This is a genomic window from Sphaerobacter thermophilus DSM 20745 (assembly GCF_000024985.1).
GTDB classification, from domain to species: domain Bacteria; phylum Chloroflexota; class Chloroflexia; order Thermomicrobiales; family Thermomicrobiaceae; genus Sphaerobacter; species Sphaerobacter thermophilus.
In genome coordinates, this window is sequence record NC_013524.1 from 1,087,441 (window position 1) to 1,105,950 (window position 18,510).

Consider the following 18,510-nt stretch of genomic DNA (forward strand, 5'->3'; position numbering starts at 1 on the left):
CCGGTGATGAAAGCCGGCCGGCGATGGGAGTTGAGGCGTGGAGAAGCGTCTGCGTGTCTTGTTCGTTTGCACCCACAACAGTGCCCGGTCGCAGATGGCTGAGGGGCTGCTGCGGGCGATGGCCGGGGTGCGGGTGGCCGCGTTCAGCGCGGGCACCGAGGCGACGCGTGTCCGCCCGCTGGCGATCGAGGCGATGGCCGAGTTGGGCATCGACATCTCCGGCCAGGAGTCGAAGACGCTGGATCGCTTCCTGGCTGAGCCGTTCGACTACGTGATCACGGTCTGCGACCAGGCTAACGAGGCGTGCCCCTTCTTCCCGGGCGCCGCGCGGCGCCTGCACTGGTCCTTCCCCGACCCCGCGGCCGCGACCGGGACCGACGCGGAGCGGCTGGCGGTCTACCGCGAGGTGCGGGACGCTATCCAGGAGCGGATCGCGCGGGAACTGCTGCCCCGGTTGGCGTAGGGTCCCTGGCGCGGTCACGGCGCTCGGCTGCTGCGATCCCGGTGGCGGTACCGCGCGGGTGCTGCGGTGTGCGACAATCGGGAGAGGTCGCGGCGGGGAATGCGGTTTCGGCCGGCGGAGACCGGCTGGACCGTATGCGACCCGACTGTGCGATGATGATGGCCCTGGATCACGACGTAGCGAACAGGGGAGGAGCATGGTAACTCTCGACGACGTTACCAGCGCGCGGCGAGTCCTCGCCGGCCGGATCCACCGGACGCCGCTGATCGGCAGCACGGAGATCGGGCGGCGTGTCGGTGCGCCGGTCTACTTCAAGCTGGAGAACCTGCAGAAGACCGGCTCGTTCAAGGTCCGCGGGGTGCTGAACAAGATCGCCGCGCTCGGGCCCGAGGAGCGGGCGCGCGGGCTTCTGGCCGCATCGGCCGGGAACCATGCGCAGGCGCTCGCCTGGGCCGCCACTGCCGAGGGCGTGGCGTCGACGGTCGTCATGCCCGCCGACGCGCCCCGGACCAAGGTGCAGGCAACGCAGCAGTACGGTGCCACGGTTGTCATCGAGCAGGACCGCATGAAGCTCTTCAGCCGTGCTGATGAGTTGACCAAGGAGCGCGGTCTGACGTTTGTCCCCCCATTCGACGATCCCCTCGTGATCGCGGGCCAGGGCACGGTCGGGCTGGAGATCCTGGAGGACCTGCCTGAGGTCGGCACCGTGGTCGTCCCGATCGGTGGGGGCGGCCTGATCGCCGGCGTCGCGGTGGCGATTAAGGGCCAGCGGCCCAACGCGAAGATCATCGGGGTCGAACCGGAGGGTGCACCGAAGATGTGGCGTGCGCGTCAGGCGGGCCACACGGTGAAGCTGGATCGGATCGACACCATCGCAGACGGGCTGGCGGCGCCGTTCGCGGGCGAGTTGACCTTCTCCCTGGTGCAACGCTACGTGGACGACCTGGTGCTGGTGTCGGACGATGAGATTCGCCAGGCGATGTTCCTCCTGCTGGAGCGATGCAAGGTGCTGGCCGAGCCGGCTGGGGCGGCGGCGCTGGCTGCGCTGCTGACCGGCAAGGCCTCGGTGGCGCCCGATGCGCCGGTCGTGGCGATCGTCAGCGGGGGTAACACCGACGTGGCGAGCCTGAGCACGCTGCTGCAGGGCGTCACGCCGGGCGAGTAGCGCCTGCGCCTGACGCCTGGAGCGGCGTTTGGGACAGGAGCTGGGCCATGCGGATCAAAGCAGCGGTGTTGTGGGAGCGGCGCACGCCGTTGCGGGTGGAGGATGTCGAGATCGCAGACCCGGCGCCGGGTGAGGCGCGGGTCAAGATCCTGGCGAGTGGCGTCTGCCACTCCGACCTGCACCACATCCGCCGGGAGACGGCGTTTGTGCCGCCGCTGGTGCTGGGGCACGAGGGTGCTGGCGTGGTCGAGTCGGTCGGCGAGGGCGTGACGCGCGTGCAGCCCGGCGACCGCGTCATCATCGCCTTCGGCCAGAAGTGCGGGACGTGCTACTTCTGCCTGCGCGGCGAGCACCACTTGTGCGCCGCGCCGGGGCCGAGCAACGTTCGGCTGCGACACGGAGACCAGGTGTTGACCCCGTTGCTGGCGGTCGGCAGCTTCGCCGAGTACGCCAACGTGGACGCCCGCAACCTGGTGAAGATCCCCGACGAGATGCCGATCGACCGCGCCGCGCTCATCGCCTGCGGGGTGACCACTGGCCTGGGGGCGGTGATCAAGACGGCGCGGGTGGAGCCCGGCTCGAACGTGGCGGTAATCGGCGTCGGCGGGGTCGGGTTGAACGTCGTGCAGGGTGCAGCGCTGGCCGGTGCGACGCGGGTCATCGCCATCGATCTCGTCGACCGCAAACTGGAGATGGCGCGCGAGTTCGGCGCGACCCACACGATCAATCCCAATCGGGAAGACCCGATCGAGGCGGTGCGGAGCCTGACCGGCGGCTGGGGCGTCGACTACGCCTTCGAGGTGATCGGGCACCCGGCCACGATCCGGCAGGCGTACGACATGACGCGCAAGGGCGGCAAGGCGGTGGTCGTCGGGCTGGCGGACGGGGCCGACGAGGTGTCGATCCCGGCCCAGGACCTCATGCGCTCCGGGAAGTCGCTGGTGGGCTGCTTCTACGGGTCGGTGTCGCCCTATCAGGACATCCCGCGCTACGTGGACCTGTATCTGAACCGGCGGATCAAGCTCGACGAACTGATCAGCCGCCGCTTCGCGCTCGACGAGATCAACGAGGCCATCCGCGCCCTCGACGCGGGCGAGGTCGCGCGCGGGGTGATCGTGTTCGAGTGAGAATCGCGCCTGCCGATGGCGCGCCGCATCGCGGCGGACTCATCGTACCGATCACCGCCATGTCATCCTGCGCGAAGCGCAGGATGACATAATGGTAGCTTCGTATCGGATGCCCGGGCGTACGCGCGCCACCTCGTGGGAATGGCCCTCACTCCCGGCCCCTCTCCCAATTTTTGGAGAGGGGTGTTTCGTGCAGGGCTGCGCGGGTCAGAGCAGATCGGTGAGGCCGAGGCGGGTGAGGTGTGCCTCGGGGATGCGGCCGTCGGCGTCCCAGCCGCGGACACGGTAGTAGGCGTCGATCAGGTGTGTCAGCCGCTCGTGGGTCAGGCCGGCCTCCCCGGTGAGGACCCGGTCGGGCAGGCGGTCGTCGGCGCGGGTCCACCCCTCGCGGATGTTGAAGAGCTTCTTCAGGTTGTTGATGCGCTCACCCGCCACGCGGAGGTCGTCGCCGGTAGTGGGCACGCCGGTGACCATCGTGTACAGCTCCGCCGCCTCGGCGTAGAGGTCGTCGAAGCAGTGGCGGAGGAACTTGCAGATGGTGAGCGAGTCGAGCACCGCGGCCTGGTCCTCGGCGGCAGCGGCGGCCTCGGCGCGGGCCTGCGCTTCGGCGTCGGGGTCAAGCCGGTCGGAGAAGTCGATGTCGTACGCGGATGAGCGGTTGTGGCATGCCCCGCGGGTGGCGACGGCCAGGCCGAGCGCTAGCGTCGGGAGCTTGCGCGGGTCGTAGCCGGGCATCTCCAGCCCCTTGACGTGCATGGCCCAGGCCTCAGACCCCTGACCGATGCGCTCGGCCGCGCGGCGCGATCCCTCAGCGAGCAGGTCGCCGATGCCCTGGCGCCGGCCGATCGCCTCGATGGTGCGGAGAAGCGAATCGGCGTCGCCGAAGCGGGGGAACTCGTGCTCGGGGTAGCCCAGATCCACACCGCGCTCGGCGCACTCCATGGCCCAGGCGACCGTGGCGCCGGTGGTGATGGCGTCCATGCCGAGGTCATCGCACAGCGCCGCGGCGCGGAGCACGGCGTTGGGGTCGTCGACGCCGCAGAGGGAGCCGAGCGCGAAGAGGGATTCATACTCAAGGCGGACCGTGCGCTCGGAGCCGCCGTCGCGGGTGCGGTAGTGGTGTTCGCAACCGATGGTGCAGGCCGCGCAGGCGTGCTTGTCAGTCCGGTGCTCCAGGAACAGGGTCTCCCCGCTGATCGCCTCGGCGCCTGCGAACTCACCCTGCTGGAAGTTCCGGGTCGGCAGCACCCCGATACGGTTGAAGAAGGCGAGGTTGGCGGCGGTGCCCAGTTCGCGGTACTTGGCGGTGCCGGGGCCGAGGCTGCGGGCGGCCAGGTCGCGCGCAGCCCGCGCCAGACCCGCCGGATCGGCCACGGTCGGCAGGCCACTGCCGCGCACCGCGATCGCTTTGAGACGCTTGCTGCCCATGACTGCGCCGCCGCCGGTCCTGCCCGCGAGGCGCCCGTCGTTGCTGATCGCGGCGTAGCGCACGCCGCGCTCACCCGCCTCGCCGATGGCCGCGACACGGAAGCCGCTGCCGAGCGCGGCACGGACCGACTCGGCCGTCTCGTCCGGCGTCCGTCCGAGCAGATCCATCGCGGGGCGGACCTCGACCCGGCCGTCGTCCACCACGAGCAGGGACCACCCGGTGGCCTTGCCGGTGATGACCAGGGCGTCGAATCCGGTGCGCTTCAAGGCGATGGCGAGGTAGCTGGAGGAGAGGCTGTCGCCGATCATGCCCGTCTGCGGCGACTTGGTGACGACGGCGACCTTGCTGGCGGTAGTGATACCGGTGCCGATGAAGGGGCTGGTGGCGAAGATCAGCGGGTTCTCGGGTGCCAGCGGGTCGACGCCGGGCGGCGCCCAACGGTAGAGGAGCAGACTGGCGAGCCCCACGCCGCCGATCACCCGGATCGACACCTCCTCCGGGATCGGGTGCTCGGCGACCGACCCGGTGTCAAGGTCGATGTGCAGGTACCGGCCGTGGACGCCGTGCATGGCATCAACCTCCCGCGACACTGGAGACGAGGAGGACCGACGACCCGGGCGCGACCGGGAAGGTCGGATCGCGGCTGAAGCGGTCGTTGACCACGAACATGTACCCCTCGGTCAGCCAGCCGGTCCGTGGGTCGATCACCCGCTCGGCCAGGGCCGGACAGGCGTCCAGCAGCGCGCGGCTCAACGCCCCCAGTGTTTCCCCGGCGACCGCGATCGTCTTCCTCCCCGCCAGCAGGCGAGGAACGCCGAAAAGTTCGACGTGGACCGTGGTTGCTGCCTGGTGCATCGGAATCCTCAGTTCTCCGCCACCCGACTTCTGGTGTGACCTGTGGCTCCGCGCATGTCTACTATGGGAACCGCCCCGGCGAGCAATCCCGATCATCCCGGGTGGGGTAGGCACTCCTGATCCGACGCTGCCCTGCTCGGCCTTGCACCCTCCACTCTAGCAGATCGGTGTGAGCCCTGCCGGTTCCTCGTCCCGCTGGCGGCACCGATGGAAATTGTGATGCGTATCACGGAATATGTTGACAGGATGTGCTATTATGGTGCACACGACGCAGATTCGATCGACCAGCACGGGTGCCGCTTCGCCATCGAGGAGGAGGACCATGCTGGAAGCACGGCTCTCTCGTCGGAACCTACTGCGTGTCATGGCAGGTGCGGCGGCGGGCACCGCAGTGGGTGGACTGGCTGGGCTGGGAGCTGACATCCGGCCGGCGGTCGTCCGAGCGCAGCAGTTGCGGATCCGGGAGGCCAAGGCCTACCCGAGCGTCTGCCCGTACTGCGCGGTCGGCTGTGACACCATCGTCCACGTCGTCGATGGGCAGATCGTCAACATCGAGGGCGACGTCAACAGCCCGATTAACCAGGGCAACCTCTGCCCCAAGGGAGCAGCGACCTTCCAGCTCCACGTCAACCCGAACCGCCTGACGAAGGTTCTCCATCGCAGGCCGGGTGCGACCTCCTGGGAAGAGATGGACCTCGAGGAGGCCATGGACCGGGTTGCCGAGTTGGTCAAGAAGACGCGAGACGAGACCTTCGTCGAGCGGCTACCGGACGGCAAGCTGGTCAACCACACGCTGGGCATCTTCTCGCTCGGCGGGGCCACGATGGACAACGAGTGGAACCACATCCACCAGAAGCTTTTGCGCGGTCTGGGTGTGGTTGCCATCGAGAACCAGGCGCGGATATGACACAGCTCGAGTGTCCCCGGTCTGGGGGTACGACTCGGGCGCGGCGCCGCCACCACGTTTCCGGGTAGCCTTGCCAACTCGGACTGCATCCTGATCGAGGGCTCCAACATGGCCGAGTGCCACCCGGTGGCTTTCCGCTGGGTCACGCAGGCCAAACTCAGGGGAGCCAAGGTCATCCACGCCGACCCGCGCTTCACCCGCACCACGGCGATGGCCGACATCCATGCGCCGATCCGCGCGGGGACCGACATCGCCTTCCTCGGCGGGCTGATCAACTACGTCATCAACAGTGAGCGTTGGAACACCGACCCGTTCTTCAAGGAGTACGTGGTCAACTACACCAACGCCGCGACCATCATCAACGACGACTTTAAGGACACCGAGGACGACGACGCTGCTGGCGTCTTCTCCGGCCTGATCGAGTACACCGGTGACCCGCTCAACGGCTTCGTCGCGCAGTACGACAACACGACCTGGCAGTACCGGCGCACGGCCGTTGGGGACCAGGGGCGCTCGGGCAGCACGGCCCAGTCCGGTGAGCAGGAAGTGGAATCCGGGCAACCGGACGCGGAGTCGCAGGAGGTGCCGTCTGGCCCGCCGTTTGACCCGCTCGTGCGTGCGCTCCTGCCGCCGCCGGCGGAGACCGACCCGACGCTGGAGCACCCGCGCTGCGTCTTCCAGATCCTGAAGCGGCACTTCAGCCGCTACACGCCGGAGATGGTTGCGGAGGTCACAGGCTGCCCGCCGGAGACATTCATCCAGGTGGCCGAGACGCTGCTGGAGAACTCGGGGGCCGACAAAACGACCGCGATCGTCTACGCTCTGGGCTGGACGCAGCACACCTACGGCCCGCAGATGATCGGTGCGGCGGCGATCCTGCAGCTCCTACTCGGCAACATCGGGCGGCCGGGTGGAGGGATCCTGGCCCTGCGCGGCCACGCCACGATCCAGGGCAGCACCGACATCCCGACGCTGTACCACAGCATCCACGGCTACATGCCGGCGCCCTCGGCGCTGAAGCAGCACGACACCCTGACCGATTACCTCAAGACCGAGACGCTGCCGACCGGGTACTGGGCCAACACGCCCAAGTTCATGGTCAGCTACCTCAAGTCGATGTACGGCGACGCCGCCACACCGGAGAACGACTTTGGCTACGACTGGCACCCGAAGATCAGTGGTGACCACTCGCACATGCCGATGATGGTCGCCATGATGGAGGGCAAGGTCAAAGGCATGTTCGCCATGGGCCAGAACCCGGCGGTCGGTGGCCAGAACGCTCGGCTGCAGCGGAAGGCCCTGGCGAAGCTGGAATGGCTGGTGGTCAAGGACAACTTCGAAACCGAGACCGCTGCTTTCTGGTACAACTCGCCGGAGGTCAAGAGCGGCGAGCTGCGGCCGGAGGACATTCAGACCGAGGTGTTCCTCTTCCCATCGGCCCAGGTCGGCGAGATGGACGGTAGCTTCACCAATACCCAGCGCCTGGTCAAGTGGCACCACCGTGCCGCCGATCCGCCGGGTGACTGCCGCTCCGACGTCTGGTTCACCTACCACCTGGGCAAGCGGCTCAAGGCCCTGTATGCCGATAGCGACCTGCCGCGTGACCAGGGTATCAAGAATCTCGTCTGGGACTACGAGCCGGACGAGCCGCCGGCGGACTCCCGGATCAAGGATGAGCCGGACGTCGAGAAGATCCTCAAGGAGATCAATGGCTACTACACGGAGACCGGCGAGCACCTGAAGAGCTTCGCCGATCTCAAGGACGACGGCTCGACCACCTGCGCCTCCTGGATCTACTGCGGCATCTTCCCGGAGCCGGGGCAGAACCGTGCCGCCAACCGGGAGCCGGACCCGCCGGGCACCGTCGGAGCCCACCTCAACTGGGGCTACGCCTGGCCGGCCAACCGCCGCATCCTCTACAACCGTGCCTCGGCCCGGCCCGACGGCCAGCCCTGGAGTGAGGCCAAGAAGTGGATCTGGTGGGACGAGGAGCAGGGGCAGTGGACCGGCTACGACGTGCCGGACTTCGCGGCGACGAAGGCGCCCGATACCCCGGCCGACCCGAACGGCATCGGGCTCGACGCCCACTCCGGCACGGACCCCTTCATCATGAAGGCGGATGGTAAGGGATGGCTCTTCGCCCCGACCGGCATGGTGGACGGCCCGCTCCCGACCCACTACGAGCCGGCCGAGTCGCCCGTGCGTAACCCGCTCTACCGGCAGCAGACCAATCCGGTGCTCAAGCGGTGGGACCGGGAGGACAACCGGATCATCGAGCCGGAGGATCCCGAGTTCCCGTATGTCCTCACCACTTACCGGCTCACCGAGCACCACCTGTCGGGTGTAATGAGCCGCTGGCTGCCGTGGTTGGCCGAGCTGCAGCCGGAGTTGTTCGTCGAGCTGAGTCCCGAGCTGGCCAGCGAGAAGGGCATCAACAACCTCGACTGGGTGCGTATCCGCACCCCGCGGGGCGAGATCCGCGCCAAGGCGCTGGTGACCCGCCGCATGCGGCCGATGCAGGTGGCTGGGAAGACGATCCACCACGTCGGCTTGCCGTGGCACTGGGGCTACCAGGGGATCGTGACCGGCGACGTGACGAATGATCTCTCGGCACTCGTCGGTGACCCGAACGTGTCGATCCACGAGGCCAAGGCGTTCGTCTGCAACGTGGAGAAGGCATGATGGCTGAGCCAATGGGATTCTTCACCGACACCACCGTCTGCATTGGCTGCAAGGCCTGCGAGGTCGCCTGCAAGGAGTGGAACCAGCTTCCCGCCGAGTCCGGAGGGGCCAACACCCTCAGCGGTGAGAGCTATGACAACACACGGCGGCTGAGTGGCACCACCTGGCGCCACGTCCGGTTCATCGAGCAGTTCAATGAGGACCGCTCGCAGGGCCGCTGGCTGATGATGAGCGACGTCTGCAAGCACTGTGTCCAGGCCGGCTGCCTCGAGGTCTGCCCGACCGGCGCGATTATCCGCACCGAGTTCGACACCGTGGTGATCCAGGCGGACGTCTGCAACGGGTGCCGGGCCTGCATCAGCGCCTGCCCGTTCGGGGTGATCGATATCAACCCGATCACCGGGACGGCGATGAAGTGCACGCTCTGCTACGACCGGATGCAGGCGGGGATGATCCCCGCTTGTGCCCAGGCCTGTCCGACCCAGTCGATCCAGTTCGGGCCGATCTCGGAACTGCGCCAGCGCGCTGAGGAGCGGGTGCGGCAGCTCCATGAAGCGGGGCAGACCGACGCCTACATCTACGGCGACGAGTCGATCCTCGGCGGGCTCAATTCCTTCTACCTCCTGGTGGACGAGCCCGAGGTCTACGGCCTGCCCTCCAATCCGCAGCTCCCGAGCCGCAACCTGGTACCGTCGGCTACCCTCTCGGCTGCCGGTGCGGCGGCCATGGGGCTGCTCGGGCTCGTGAGCCTGCGCAAGCGGCGCATGGACCGCCTGGCCGCGGAGCGCCGAGCCGAGCGCGAGGAGAGCGCGGAGCCGGTAGAGGGAGGGGAGGAAGGCGATGCCTGACACCTTCTTCACCCAGGCGCCGCACTGGCAGTGGTGGATCATCTTCTACTTCTTCATCGGCGGCATCGGCGGTGGCAGCTACGCGATCGCGGCCATGCTCCACCTGTTCGGCGAGCCGGAGGATCGGCCCATCTCTCGGCTGGGCTACTACATCGCCCTTCCGGCCATCATCATCAGCGGCATCCTGCTCACGCTCGACCTGACGCGGCCGGAGCGGTTCTGGCACATGCTGGTCCAGTCGAACACCTGGACTCCCGCCTTCAAGTACTGGTCGCCGATGTCGGTCGGCTCGTGGGGCATAACGTTCTTCGGCCTGTTCGCTTTCCTGTCAACTGTCGGGGCGCTGGCCGAGACCCGGCGCCTGCCATGGCGGGGGCTGGCTGCGCTAAACCAGGGGCTGCTCGGCAATGTCATCAACGTCCTCGGGGCGTTGTTCGGCTTCTTCGTCGCCGGGTATACCGGGGTGCTGCTCTCGGTGACGAACCGACCGCTCTGGGCGGATACCTGGCTGCTTGGTCTACTCTTCCTCGTGTCCGGCTTCTCCACGGCGGCTGCGCTACTCTACCTGGCCGGGCGGCGCCGGGCTCATCCGGAGAGCCTGCGCTGGCTGTCACAGATGGATACCTGGGCGTTGATCCTTGAACTCATCGTCCTTGCCCTGGTCGTCGTCTCGGTCGGCAGCGTGGTCGCTCGGGAAGTGCTGTTCAACATGTGGGGCGTGCTGCTCCTGGTCGGGGTCGTGCTCGTGGGCATCCTGATCCCGCTGTTGCTCCACTGGAGACCCCGGCTCCTCGGTCCTGCCAGCCCGGTCGGTGCCGCCGCGCTCGTCCTCGTCGGCGGCTTCATCCTCCGGGTCGTCATGTTGCTGTCGTCGGAGGCGGTGTAACATGGCGCGTCGGGCACTCAGGGTATGCGGTCGATACCTGCTGACGCTCGTCCTGGTCGCCTTCCTGCTCGCGGCCTGCGGGCCGGAGGCGAAGCGGACGCGGGCTGGTGGACCGGGTGCCGACATCGGCAACCGGAAGGAGACGGTGGAGCTGCACGGCGAGGTGCGAGGCGAACGGAGCATCTACGCTGACACACCGCTGAAGGTGCCGGGCCAGCAGGAGTGATCCACGCCGACGCGGCGGTGTCTCCGCCACCGCGGGTCGGCGGCGCACAGAATTCGACGGCGGCTTGCGAGACGGCGAGAAGTGAGGCCGGATGGCGGACAAGACGATAGTTGACGGGGCACTTGGGCAACTCGACGCCGTGGCGCGTGACTACCCGGAGTGGCGGCCTTGGCTGGCACTCTACGCTGACGCGCTCCGCGCCAGCCTCGAGCCGCTGTGGGAGAACGCCGTGCCGGAGCCGGCTCCCGACCGGCCGTCCGGAACGCCGCTCCTCCACGGCACGGTGGTATTGCTCGATCCCACCCCGGTGAGCGGCTGGCTTCAGCACCTCACGGAGCGGTTGGCTGAGGCCGGGACGCCGGACCTCGCGGAAGCGGCCGACCGCGTGGTGGGGCTTGATCCCCTCCGGCTCTTGCAGGCGGCAGTAGCGACCGACACTCAGGCCATCCAGCAGCTCGCGGCTGAGGTCGGGGTTCCGGATGAGCGGCTGGCTGCCATCGGCAACCTCGCCGCGCTTCCTTTCCTCCAGGCATGCGGTCGACGTCTCGGCGATGGGCTTCCCGTGCCCTGGGCACGCGGCTTCTGCCCGATCTGCGGTGCCTGGCCGGCGGCCGCTGAGCGGCGTGGGCTGGCCCGCGAGCGGCGCCTGCGCTGCGGTCGCTGCGGAGCCGATTGGGCCGCCATCGCCTTCTGGTGCCCCTACTGCGAGCATGGCCAGCACCGGGAGCTGGGTTCGCTCGTGCCCGAGGAGGACGGTGAGGCTCGCCAGGTGGACATCTGCCGCCGTTGCCAGGGCTACGTCAAGAGCATCGCCACGCTGCGCGGCTGGTCCCCTGCCGAGGTGCCGGTCATCGACCTCGCCACTGCTGATCTCGACGTGGCTGCCGTCGAGCAGGGCTACCGCCGCCCGGCGGGCGCCGGCTACCCGCTCCGACTCCAGTTGGTGGCAGTGTGAGCGAGGCAGGAGCACCGTCATCGTGAAGACACCGAACGAGGCCACGATCACGGAGCAACCGCGTCCGGCCGCGGTCTGCCGTCGCCTTCTGGCGGCTCTGGAGGCGACCGAGGGCCGGCGTCGTAAGCGGAAGCGCAACACAGCGCCCGACGCGCTCGGCCTGGCGATTAAGCGCGAGCTGTTCGAGGCGGTTATCGAGGCAGATCCCGACCCCGATGACTTCGAGGCGTGGCTGCTGGCCTACTGCCAGCGGTTCGGGCTGTCTTCGGGACCGGTGCGGGCGATGGCGCTGGACGTCCTCGACGAGTACCGCCTGGCGCTTGCGTCTGAGAACCTCTGGGGCTGGCTCGACCGCGGCGCCCCGTCGGACGACGCGCGCCAATGAGCCCGGAGAGTGCCTTGCGATAGGGGGTGGCGGGAGCGTGAGGAGAACGATAGCGTGACTGAGCAGGCACCGGTGGAGATCCGGGTCAAGTGCTGGGCCGAGCGGGATGGTGCGCTGGTGCTGAGCGACTGGCGAATCGAACTGCTGGCCGCAGTCGAGAAGCACGGCTCGCTCAGTGCCGCGGCGGAGGAATTTGCGGTAGCATACCGCGTGGCCTGGGGAAAGATCCGGGAGATGGAGGACGGCCTGGGCGTGAAGCTGCTCCACGGTCGGAGCGGCGGCGCCGGTGGCGGCGGCAGCGCCCTGACCCCGGCTGGGCGGGCCCTGGTGGAGCGCTACCAGCGCTTCCGCGCCGGCCTCGACGAGCTGGTTGCGCGGCGGTTCGCCGAGGTGCTGGGCGACCTCTCTTTTTTGAGCGAGCGTTATGATGTAAATAGCCGAACGGCTGGAAGTCAGGGAGAGTGAGCGGGATGCTGCGGCGCTGGTTGGTCGTCTTCCTGGTGGTCCTGCTGGCTGCCTGCGGATCCTCGAACGGCGCCGAGTCCACGGCAGGACAGGCCCAGACAACCGCTGAGCCTACTGCTGGTCAGACGGAGACCGCCGCCGAGGCGACTCCCGGTCAGGCGGAGGCGACCCCACAGCAGCTAGGGGGACGGCTGCGGCTGGCGACGACCACCTCGACAGAGGACTCAGGGCTGCTCGACGCGATCCTGCCTGACTTTGAGCAGCGTTACGGCGCAACGGTCGATGTCATCGCGGTCGGGACTGGGCAAGCGCTCAAGCTGGGTGAGAACGGCGATGCCGACGTTGTGCTCGTCCACGCCCGCGCCCAGGAGGACGCCTTCGTCGAGGCAGGCTACGGCTTGTACCGCCGTGATGTGATGCAGAACGACTTCATCATCGTGGGGCCGCCGGATGATCCGGCCGGCGTTCGCGAAGCTGCTGACGCTGCGGACGCATTCACCCGCATCGCCGAAGCCGAGGCGCTCTTCGTCTCCCGTGGGGACGAGTCGGGGACGCACACGCGCGAGCGCCAGATCTGGGAAAAGGCCGGAATCACGCCCGACCCGGCCAGCGGCTGGTACCAATCGCTCGGGCAGGGGATGGGCGAGACGCTAATCACGGCCAACGAGCAGCAGGCCTACACCCTGGCCGACCGCGGCACTTACCTGTCTATGCGCGACCGGCTGCCCGACCTCACCATCGTTTTCGGTGGTGAGACCGTCGCCGAGAACCCTGACCCCTCGCTGAGTAACCCTTACGGTGTGATTCCGGTGAACCCGGAACGGCACGACGGCATCCGCGCTGATCTGGCGGAGGCGTTCGTCGAGTGGATCACCTCACCGGAGGTGCAGGAGATGATCGCGAACTTCGGCCAGGACGAGTACGGACAGCCGCTCTTCTACCCACTGGCGACGCCGGAGGGGCAATCGTAGGATGGATGACATCCTCGGCGGACTCGTTGGGGCACTCCGTCTCCTCCTCAGCGGCGATCCGGACATCTGGAGTATCGTGCTGCTGACCCTGCGGGTATCCGGGATCGCGCTGCTGATCAGCGCGGTGATCGGCGTGCCGATCGGCGCGTGGCTGGCGTTCCGCTCGTTCCCCGGCCACCGCTTCGTAACGACGCTGATCTACACCGGGATGGGTATGCCGCCGGTCGTGGCCGGGCTGGCGGTCTACCTCCTGCTCTCCCGCTCGGGCCCGCTGGGGATGCTCGGCTGGCTGTTTACCCCGCGGGCGATGGTGACGGCGCAGGTGCTCATCAGCCTGCCGCTCGTCATCGGGCTCACGACGTCGGCGGTCGAGGGGGTGGTGCCCGAGTTGCGGCTGCAGCTCAAGGCCCTGGGGGCGACCGAGCGGCAGATCGTGCAGGCGATCCTCTGGGAAGCGCGGGCCGGGATGCTGGTCGCGCTCGTGGCCGGGTTCGGCAGCATCATCTCGGAGGTGGGCGCGGTCATGCTGGTCGGCGGGAACATCGAGCGCTCGACGCGGGTGCTGACGACTGCGGTCGTCCTCGAGACGCGCAAGGGCGCCTTCGACCAGGCGCTGGCGCTCGGTGTCATCCTGGTCGCCCTGACGTTCTTCCTGAACGCGCTGGCGCTGCGCCTGCGCGGCTACCTGGCACACGCGCGAGGATGAGCACGCTGTACGCACTGGAGCATGTCACCGTGCGCTACGGCGCGCGGACGGTGTTGTCGATCGACCACCTGGAGATCCCGGCCGGCGAGTTCCTGGCGGTCGTCGGCCCGAGCGGCGCGGGGAAGTCGACGTTGCTCCGGCTCCTGTGTTTCCTCGAACGACCGACGACCGGGACCGTGCGCTACGACGGCCGGACGTGGCCCGACGGCGCGCCGCTCGATGTCCGGCGCGAAGTAACGCTGGTGTTCCAACGGCCCCTGCTCCTCGACGGCACGGTCGAGCAGAACGTTGCCTACGGTTTGCGGCTGCGCGGCGAACCGGCCGATGAGCGCGTCGCCGCGACGCTGGAGCTACTCGGTCTGTCCCACCTCGCACGGGCGCGCGCCCGCACCCTCTCCGGCGGCGAACTGCAGCGGGTGGCGCTCGGCCGGGCGCTCGTCCTGCGGCCGCGGGTGCTGCTGCTGGACGAGCCGACCGCGAACCTCGATCCGCACAATGTCGCGCTGATCGAGGAGGCTATCGTTGCCTTGCACCGCGAGTACGGCACGACCGTCGTGATCGTCACCCACAACCTCCACCAGGCCCGGCGCCTCGCCCCCCGCACGGCCGTGCTGCTCGACGGCCACCTCGTGGAGGACGGCCCGACCGACGTCCTGCTCGAAGGCCGCGGCACCGACCCCCGCACCCGCGCGTTCGTGAGCGGGGAGATGGTGTACTGAGGGGTCGCTCCGTTCAGTTAGGTGCCCCGGGCACACCGATGGGGTAAACCCCGGGCATCAGCGACGGCGCAGACATCCTGAATCCACCTATGCCGGTTACCGGACGCGTATGCCGTCCCCGGCGGCTCATCCAAGGAGCGCGGCCACCATGTCTGGCGCCGCCTTCAGGCCGGAGCCGGTCAGAAGTACGACGACCTCTCCTTCCGGGATCGGGTGCCCGCGCCGGACCGCCTGGCGGAAGGCGGCTGCGCCGACGGCCGCGGTCGGCTCGACGTAGAGCCCCTGGCCCCAGAGTTCGCGCAGCGCCGCGACGATCTCCTCTTCCGGCACGGCCTCGGCCCAGCCGCCGGTCTCGCGGACGGCGGCGAGCATCTGGCGCGGCCGGGCCGGGGCGCCGATGCGCGTCCCCTCGGCGATGGTGTCGCCCGGAGTGATCGGCGTCACTTCGGTGCTGGCCTGGACGGCGGCGACGAGCGGAGCACAGGCGGCGGGTTGGGCGGCGACGAGCGCCGGGGCCGGGCCAGGAAGGGCCGTTGTAGCGCGCCAGGCGCCGATCAGGGCGCTCCCGCCTCCGGTCGGGATGAAGCAGGCGGCCGGGAGCTGTTGCCCCAACTGCTCCCAGACCTCCAGCAACCACGTCTTCACGCCCTCGACGAAGACGGGGTGCCAGTTGTGGCTGGCGTAGAAGGCGGACGGATCGTCCGCCGCGGCCTGTTGCGCGGCGGCGGCGACCGCCTCCCGGTTGCCCTCCACCGGGACGACGGTGGCGCCGTAGGCACGCGACTGGACCAGCTTGCCGGGAGAGGCGCTGGCGGGGGCGTAGACGGTGCAGGCGAGCCCGGCCGCGGCGCTGTAGCCGGCCATCGCCGCGGCAGCGTTGCCCGAGGAGTCGACGATGATCCGCTGGCGCCCGAGCCGCCGCAGGTGGGCGACCAGCACTGCCGCGCCCCGGTCCTTGAACGAGCCGGTCGGCAGCAGCCCGTCCAGCTTGAACAAGACCCTGCGGCCGAGCAGAGTGCCCGGCACCAGCGGTGTCATCCCCTCGCCGAGCGGGCGAGCCGCCTCCAGCGGCACCGGCAGGATCGCACGGTAGCGCCAGAGGCCGGGTGCGTCAGGGTCGATGGCTGCCGGGGCGAGCCGGTCCGGCCCGGTGATCCCGAAGGCTCCGCCGCAGGCCGGACAGCGCCACGCTGCGGTATCCAACGGCTCCTCGTGCCCGCACGCCTCACACACCATCCGCCAGTCGCTCATCCCTGCCTCCTCCTGGGTGTCGCGGTTGTTGGGGGTCATGATACTGGAGAGGGCAGCCCTCACCCCCTAGCCCCCTCTCCCGACTTGGGAGAGGGGCCGGGGGTGGGGCCGTCGCTTCACGCCCGCATCAGGCGCATGGCGTTGAGGATGACCAGGAGGACCGACGCCTGGTGGACGAACATGCCGCCCGCCATGTGGACCTCGCCGGCCAGGACGCCGGCAAGCAAACCGGCCACGGTGAGCAGGGCGATCGCGACGTTCTGCCGGATGTTGCGGAGCGTGGCGCGCGAGAGCCGGATCGCCTCGGGGATCTTGAGCAGGTCGTCGGCCATCAGGGCGATGTCCGCCGTCTCGATGGCTACGTCGGTGCCGGCCGCGCCCATCGCGATGCCGATGTCTGCCGCGGCCAGCGCGGGTGCGTCGTTGATCCCGTCGCCCACCATGGCGACCACCGCGCCCTCTCGGCGCATCTGCTTGACCCGCTCCAGCTTCTGCTCCGGCAGCAGCGATGCGTGGACCTCGTCGATCCCGACCTCGCGGGCGATCGCCTCGGCCGTCGGCCGGTCGTCGCCGGTGAGCATCGCGATCCGCTGGATGCCGGTCGCACGCAGCCGGCGGACCATCTCCGGCGCGGCGTCCCGGAGAGTATCGGCGATGCCGAGCACGCCAATGGTCTCCCCATCGCGCGCGACCAGCACTGCCGTCTTGCCTTCCGACGTGAGCCGGGCCAGGTGGTCGTGTGCCTCGGGCGGGACGGCAACGTCGAGGATCGCCATGAGATCGGGCGTGCCGACCGCGACCGTGTGTCCGTCGTGGGTCGCCCAGACACCCCGGCCGGGGTAGGTCTCGAACGCGTCGGGCTGCGGCACCGGGCCGAACGCGGCAGCGGCAGAGACGATCGGCCGGGCCAGCGGGTGCTCGGACCCCGCCTCGGCGATGGCGGCCCAGCGGAGGAGGCTTTCCTCGGCGTCAGCAGCGGCGATCGATGCGCCCGACCCCGCAGGGACGAGCGCGGGCCGGAGCGCGACGACATCGGTCAGGCGCGGCTTGCCCTCCGTCAGCGTGCCGGTCTTGTCGAGCGCCAGCGCCGAGATCTTACCGGCCGTCTCCAGGTGCTCGCCCCCCTTGATCAGGATGCCCCGCTGCGCTGCGCGGCCGATCCCGGCCACGATCGACACCGGTGTCGAAATGACCAGTGCGCCGGGGCAGCCGATGACCAGCAGCGTCAGCGCCAGTTCCACGTTGCGCGAGACGAGGTAGGCGACGGCGGCCAGGCCGATGATCGCCGGCGTGTACCAGCGGGCGAAGCGCTCGATGAATCGCTGGGTCGGCGCCTTTTCCTCCTGGGCCTCCTCGACCCGGTGGATGATCCGCGCCAGCGTCGTGTCGGCGCCGATGCCGGTCGCCCGGACCCAGAGCAGACCGTTCTGCGACACCGTCCCCGCGTAGACCGGGTCGCCTGCGGTCTTCTCGGCCGGTAGTGGCTCCCCGGTGATGGCGCTCTCGTCGACCGCTGCCCGGCCGTCGAGCACCTCGCCGTCCACCGGGATGCGCGCCCCCGGCTTGACCAGCACTGTCTCCCCGGGCACGACGTCGCCGGGGTCGACTTCGACCTCCTGTCCGTCGCGCAGTACCAGGGCAGTGGTCGGCGCCAGGTCGAGCAGGCGTCCCAACGCCTGCCGTGTCCGGCTCAGTGTGCGCGCCTCGAGATAGGCGCCGAGCATGAAGAGAAACGTGACCGCGGCCGCTTCCCAGTACTCGCCGATGACGATGGCCCCGGTAGCAGCGATCGTCACCAGCAACTCGATCGTGACCTGCCGCTGGCGAAGGCCGCGGGCGGCCCGGAGTGCGATGTCTCCACCGGCCACGACCGCCGCCGCGACCATCAGGGCGTGACCCGTCGTCTCCAATGCGGCCACCCGCCCGAGCATCAGCGACGCGACGATGAGCACGCCGCTGAGCACGGTGAGCACGAACCGGCGTGTGGCCGGGTTGGCAAGCCATGCGAATCGCTGCGTGATCATCTCCATCAGAATGCCGTTACCTTCGCCTCGTAGCCGGTGGCTCGAATCGCCTTGACCAGATCGTCACCGCTGACGCGCGTCGGGTCGTGGTGGACCTCGATCCGCCCCGTCGTGAAGTGGACCTTGGCCTTCTCCACCCCGTCGAGCGCGGTCAGCGCCTTCTCGATCTTGGCGACGCAGGACGGGCAGTTCAGCTCCTGGCTGCGCAGCAGCGTCTTCTTGGTGGCGTTCATTTGTCTGTCCTCCCGCGCGGGGGAATCAACTCCCCGCGCCGGTCTCTACCGTAGGGGAGACGGTCGGAAGGCTGAATGATCCGGATCAATTAGCCGCAGGGGATTGGGGGGAGTGGTCCGGTGGGGGCTCTGGGATTGAGAGCCGCCGGGTTGACACGACGAAGCCTCCTGCAGCGGGCTGGGGCGGGGCAGAACTTACAGACCTGCGTTGAG

General features: G+C 69.0%; 18 protein-coding genes. 13 read left to right on the forward strand and 5 right to left on the reverse strand.

The features are described 5' to 3' along the window. Positions 1–37 precede the first annotated feature (37 nt). From STHE_RS16885 to STHE_RS16895, 3 genes are all read left to right on the forward strand, one after another. Positions 38–463, forward strand: a complete 426-nt coding sequence (locus tag STHE_RS16885; protein WP_012873818.1) for an arsenate reductase ArsC — start codon at positions 38–40, stop codon at positions 461–463. Positions 464–659: 196 nt separating this feature from the next. Then, the gene (locus STHE_RS16890) at positions 660–1,628 is read left to right on the forward strand and encodes a threonine ammonia-lyase (protein ID WP_012873819.1); all 969 of its coding nucleotides are present in this window, start codon (positions 660–662) and stop codon (positions 1,626–1,628) included. A gap of 47 nt (positions 1,629–1,675) precedes the next feature. Then, the gene (locus STHE_RS16895; RefSeq protein ID WP_012873820.1) at positions 1,676–2,755 is read left to right on the forward strand and encodes a Zn-dependent alcohol dehydrogenase; all 1,080 of its coding nucleotides are present in this window, start codon (positions 1,676–1,678) and stop codon (positions 2,753–2,755) included. A 207-nt stretch (positions 2,756–2,962) separates the two neighbouring features. Here the strand turns inward: STHE_RS16895 and STHE_RS16900 are convergent, their stop codons facing one another. Then, positions 2,963–4,753 (reverse strand): aldehyde ferredoxin oxidoreductase family protein, encoded by a 1,791-nt coding sequence (locus STHE_RS16900; protein WP_012873821.1) that lies wholly within the window; start codon positions 4,751–4,753, stop codon positions 2,963–2,965. A gap of 4 nt (positions 4,754–4,757) precedes the next feature. Next, positions 4,758–5,039, reverse strand: a complete 282-nt coding sequence (locus tag STHE_RS16905; RefSeq protein WP_012873822.1) for a MoaD/ThiS family protein — start codon at positions 5,037–5,039, stop codon at positions 4,758–4,760. 322 nt (positions 5,040–5,361) lie between these two features. Here STHE_RS16905 and fdh point away from each other — a divergent pair, with 322 nt between their 5' ends. The 10 genes from fdh (at position 5,362) to STHE_RS16960 (ending at position 14,789) form a co-directional block, all read left to right on the forward strand. Further along, positions 5,362–8,628: a formate dehydrogenase gene (fdh, locus tag STHE_RS16915; RefSeq protein WP_012873823.1), complete on the forward strand. Its 3,267-nt coding sequence runs from the start codon at positions 5,362–5,364 to the stop codon at positions 8,626–8,628. Further along, the gene (locus STHE_RS16920; protein ID WP_012873824.1) at positions 8,628–9,476 is read left to right on the forward strand and encodes a 4Fe-4S dicluster domain-containing protein; all 849 of its coding nucleotides are present in this window, start codon (positions 8,628–8,630) and stop codon (positions 9,474–9,476) included. The genes fdh and STHE_RS16920 overlap by 1 nt, the downstream gene beginning before the upstream one ends. Continuing rightward, positions 9,469–10,362, forward strand: a complete 894-nt coding sequence (nrfD, locus tag STHE_RS16925; protein ID WP_012873825.1) for an NrfD/PsrC family molybdoenzyme membrane anchor subunit — start codon at positions 9,469–9,471, stop codon at positions 10,360–10,362. Before STHE_RS16920 ends, nrfD begins: the two co-directional genes overlap by 8 nt. 1 nt (position 10,363) lies before the next feature. Further along, positions 10,364–10,588 carry a hypothetical protein gene (locus STHE_RS16930; RefSeq protein ID WP_012873826.1) on the forward strand — a complete coding sequence of 75 codons (225 nt, stop codon included), beginning with the start codon at positions 10,364–10,366 and terminating at the stop codon, positions 10,586–10,588. A gap of 91 nt (positions 10,589–10,679) precedes the next feature. Next, on the forward strand, positions 10,680–11,543 hold the full coding sequence (locus STHE_RS16935) for a formate dehydrogenase accessory protein FdhE (protein ID WP_012873827.1): 864 nt from the start codon (positions 10,680–10,682) through the stop codon (positions 11,541–11,543). Positions 11,544–11,565: 22 nt separating this feature from the next. Continuing rightward, positions 11,566–11,928: a hypothetical protein gene (locus tag STHE_RS16940; protein WP_012873828.1), complete on the forward strand. Its 363-nt coding sequence runs from the start codon at positions 11,566–11,568 to the stop codon at positions 11,926–11,928. Positions 11,929–11,982: 54 nt separating this feature from the next. Continuing rightward, positions 11,983–12,393, forward strand: a complete 411-nt coding sequence (locus tag STHE_RS16945) for a winged helix-turn-helix domain-containing protein (protein ID WP_012873829.1) — start codon at positions 11,983–11,985, stop codon at positions 12,391–12,393. Positions 12,394–12,398: 5 nt separating this feature from the next. Next, positions 12,399–13,364, forward strand: a complete 966-nt coding sequence (locus STHE_RS16950; RefSeq protein WP_012873830.1) for an ABC transporter substrate-binding protein — start codon at positions 12,399–12,401, stop codon at positions 13,362–13,364. A 1-nt stretch (position 13,365) separates the two neighbouring features. After that, entirely contained in the window at positions 13,366–14,070 is a 705-nt protein-coding gene (locus tag STHE_RS16955) for an ABC transporter permease (RefSeq protein WP_012873831.1), read from the forward strand. After that, positions 14,067–14,789 (forward strand): ABC transporter ATP-binding protein, encoded by a 723-nt coding sequence (locus STHE_RS16960; protein ID WP_012873832.1) that lies wholly within the window; start codon positions 14,067–14,069, stop codon positions 14,787–14,789. The genes STHE_RS16955 and STHE_RS16960 overlap by 4 nt, the downstream gene beginning before the upstream one ends. Before the next feature lie 126 nt (positions 14,790–14,915). Here the strand turns inward: STHE_RS16960 and STHE_RS16965 are convergent, their stop codons facing one another. From STHE_RS16965 to STHE_RS16975, 3 genes are all read right to left on the reverse strand, one after another. Next, positions 14,916–16,040 (reverse strand): pyridoxal-phosphate dependent enzyme, encoded by a 1,125-nt coding sequence (locus tag STHE_RS16965; RefSeq protein ID WP_217155938.1) that lies wholly within the window; start codon positions 16,038–16,040, stop codon positions 14,916–14,918. A gap of 116 nt (positions 16,041–16,156) precedes the next feature. Next, positions 16,157–18,064 (reverse strand): heavy metal translocating P-type ATPase, encoded by a 1,908-nt coding sequence (locus STHE_RS16970; RefSeq protein ID WP_041400821.1) that lies wholly within the window; start codon positions 18,062–18,064, stop codon positions 16,157–16,159. A 5-nt stretch (positions 18,065–18,069) separates the two neighbouring features. Beyond that, positions 18,070–18,297 carry a heavy-metal-associated domain-containing protein gene (locus tag STHE_RS16975; protein WP_012873835.1) on the reverse strand — a complete coding sequence of 76 codons (228 nt, stop codon included), beginning with the start codon at positions 18,295–18,297 and terminating at the stop codon, positions 18,070–18,072. Positions 18,298–18,510 lie beyond the last annotated feature (213 nt).

What these genes read in the sequence shown, in the direction of transcription:
- STHE_RS16890 (WP_012873819.1), top strand. Translation starts at nt 660, where the DNA reads ATGGTAACTCTCGACGACGTTACCAGCGCGCGGCGAGTCCTCGCCGGC.
- STHE_RS16895 (WP_012873820.1), top strand. Translation starts at nt 1,676, where the DNA reads ATGCGGATCAAAGCAGCGGTGTTGTGGGAGCGGCGCACGCCGTTGCGG.
- STHE_RS16900 (WP_012873821.1), bottom strand. Translation starts at nt 4,753, where the DNA reads ATGCACGGCGTCCACGGCCGGTACCTGCACATCGACCTTGACACCGGG.
- STHE_RS16905 (WP_012873822.1), bottom strand. Translation starts at nt 5,039, where the DNA reads ATGCACCAGGCAGCAACCACGGTCCACGTCGAACTTTTCGGCGTTCCT.
- STHE_RS16920 (WP_012873824.1), top strand. Translation starts at nt 8,628, where the DNA reads ATGGCTGAGCCAATGGGATTCTTCACCGACACCACCGTCTGCATTGGC.
- nrfD (WP_012873825.1), top strand. Translation starts at nt 9,469, where the DNA reads ATGCCTGACACCTTCTTCACCCAGGCGCCGCACTGGCAGTGGTGGATC.
- STHE_RS16930 (WP_012873826.1), top strand. Translation starts at nt 10,364, where the DNA reads ATGGCGCGTCGGGCACTCAGGGTATGCGGTCGATACCTGCTGACGCTC.
- STHE_RS16935 (WP_012873827.1), top strand. Translation starts at nt 10,680, where the DNA reads ATGGCGGACAAGACGATAGTTGACGGGGCACTTGGGCAACTCGACGCC.
- STHE_RS16950 (WP_012873830.1), top strand. Translation starts at nt 12,399, where the DNA reads ATGCTGCGGCGCTGGTTGGTCGTCTTCCTGGTGGTCCTGCTGGCTGCC.
- STHE_RS16955 (WP_012873831.1), top strand. Translation starts at nt 13,366, where the DNA reads ATGGATGACATCCTCGGCGGACTCGTTGGGGCACTCCGTCTCCTCCTC.
- STHE_RS16960 (WP_012873832.1), top strand. Translation starts at nt 14,067, where the DNA reads ATGAGCACGCTGTACGCACTGGAGCATGTCACCGTGCGCTACGGCGCG.
- STHE_RS16965 (WP_217155938.1), bottom strand. Translation starts at nt 16,040, where the DNA reads ATGAGCGACTGGCGGATGGTGTGTGAGGCGTGCGGGCACGAGGAGCCG.
- STHE_RS16970 (WP_041400821.1), bottom strand. Translation starts at nt 18,064, where the DNA reads ATGATCACGCAGCGATTCGCATGGCTTGCCAACCCGGCCACACGCCGG.
- STHE_RS16975 (WP_012873835.1), bottom strand. Translation starts at nt 18,297, where the DNA reads ATGAACGCCACCAAGAAGACGCTGCTGCGCAGCCAGGAGCTGAACTGC.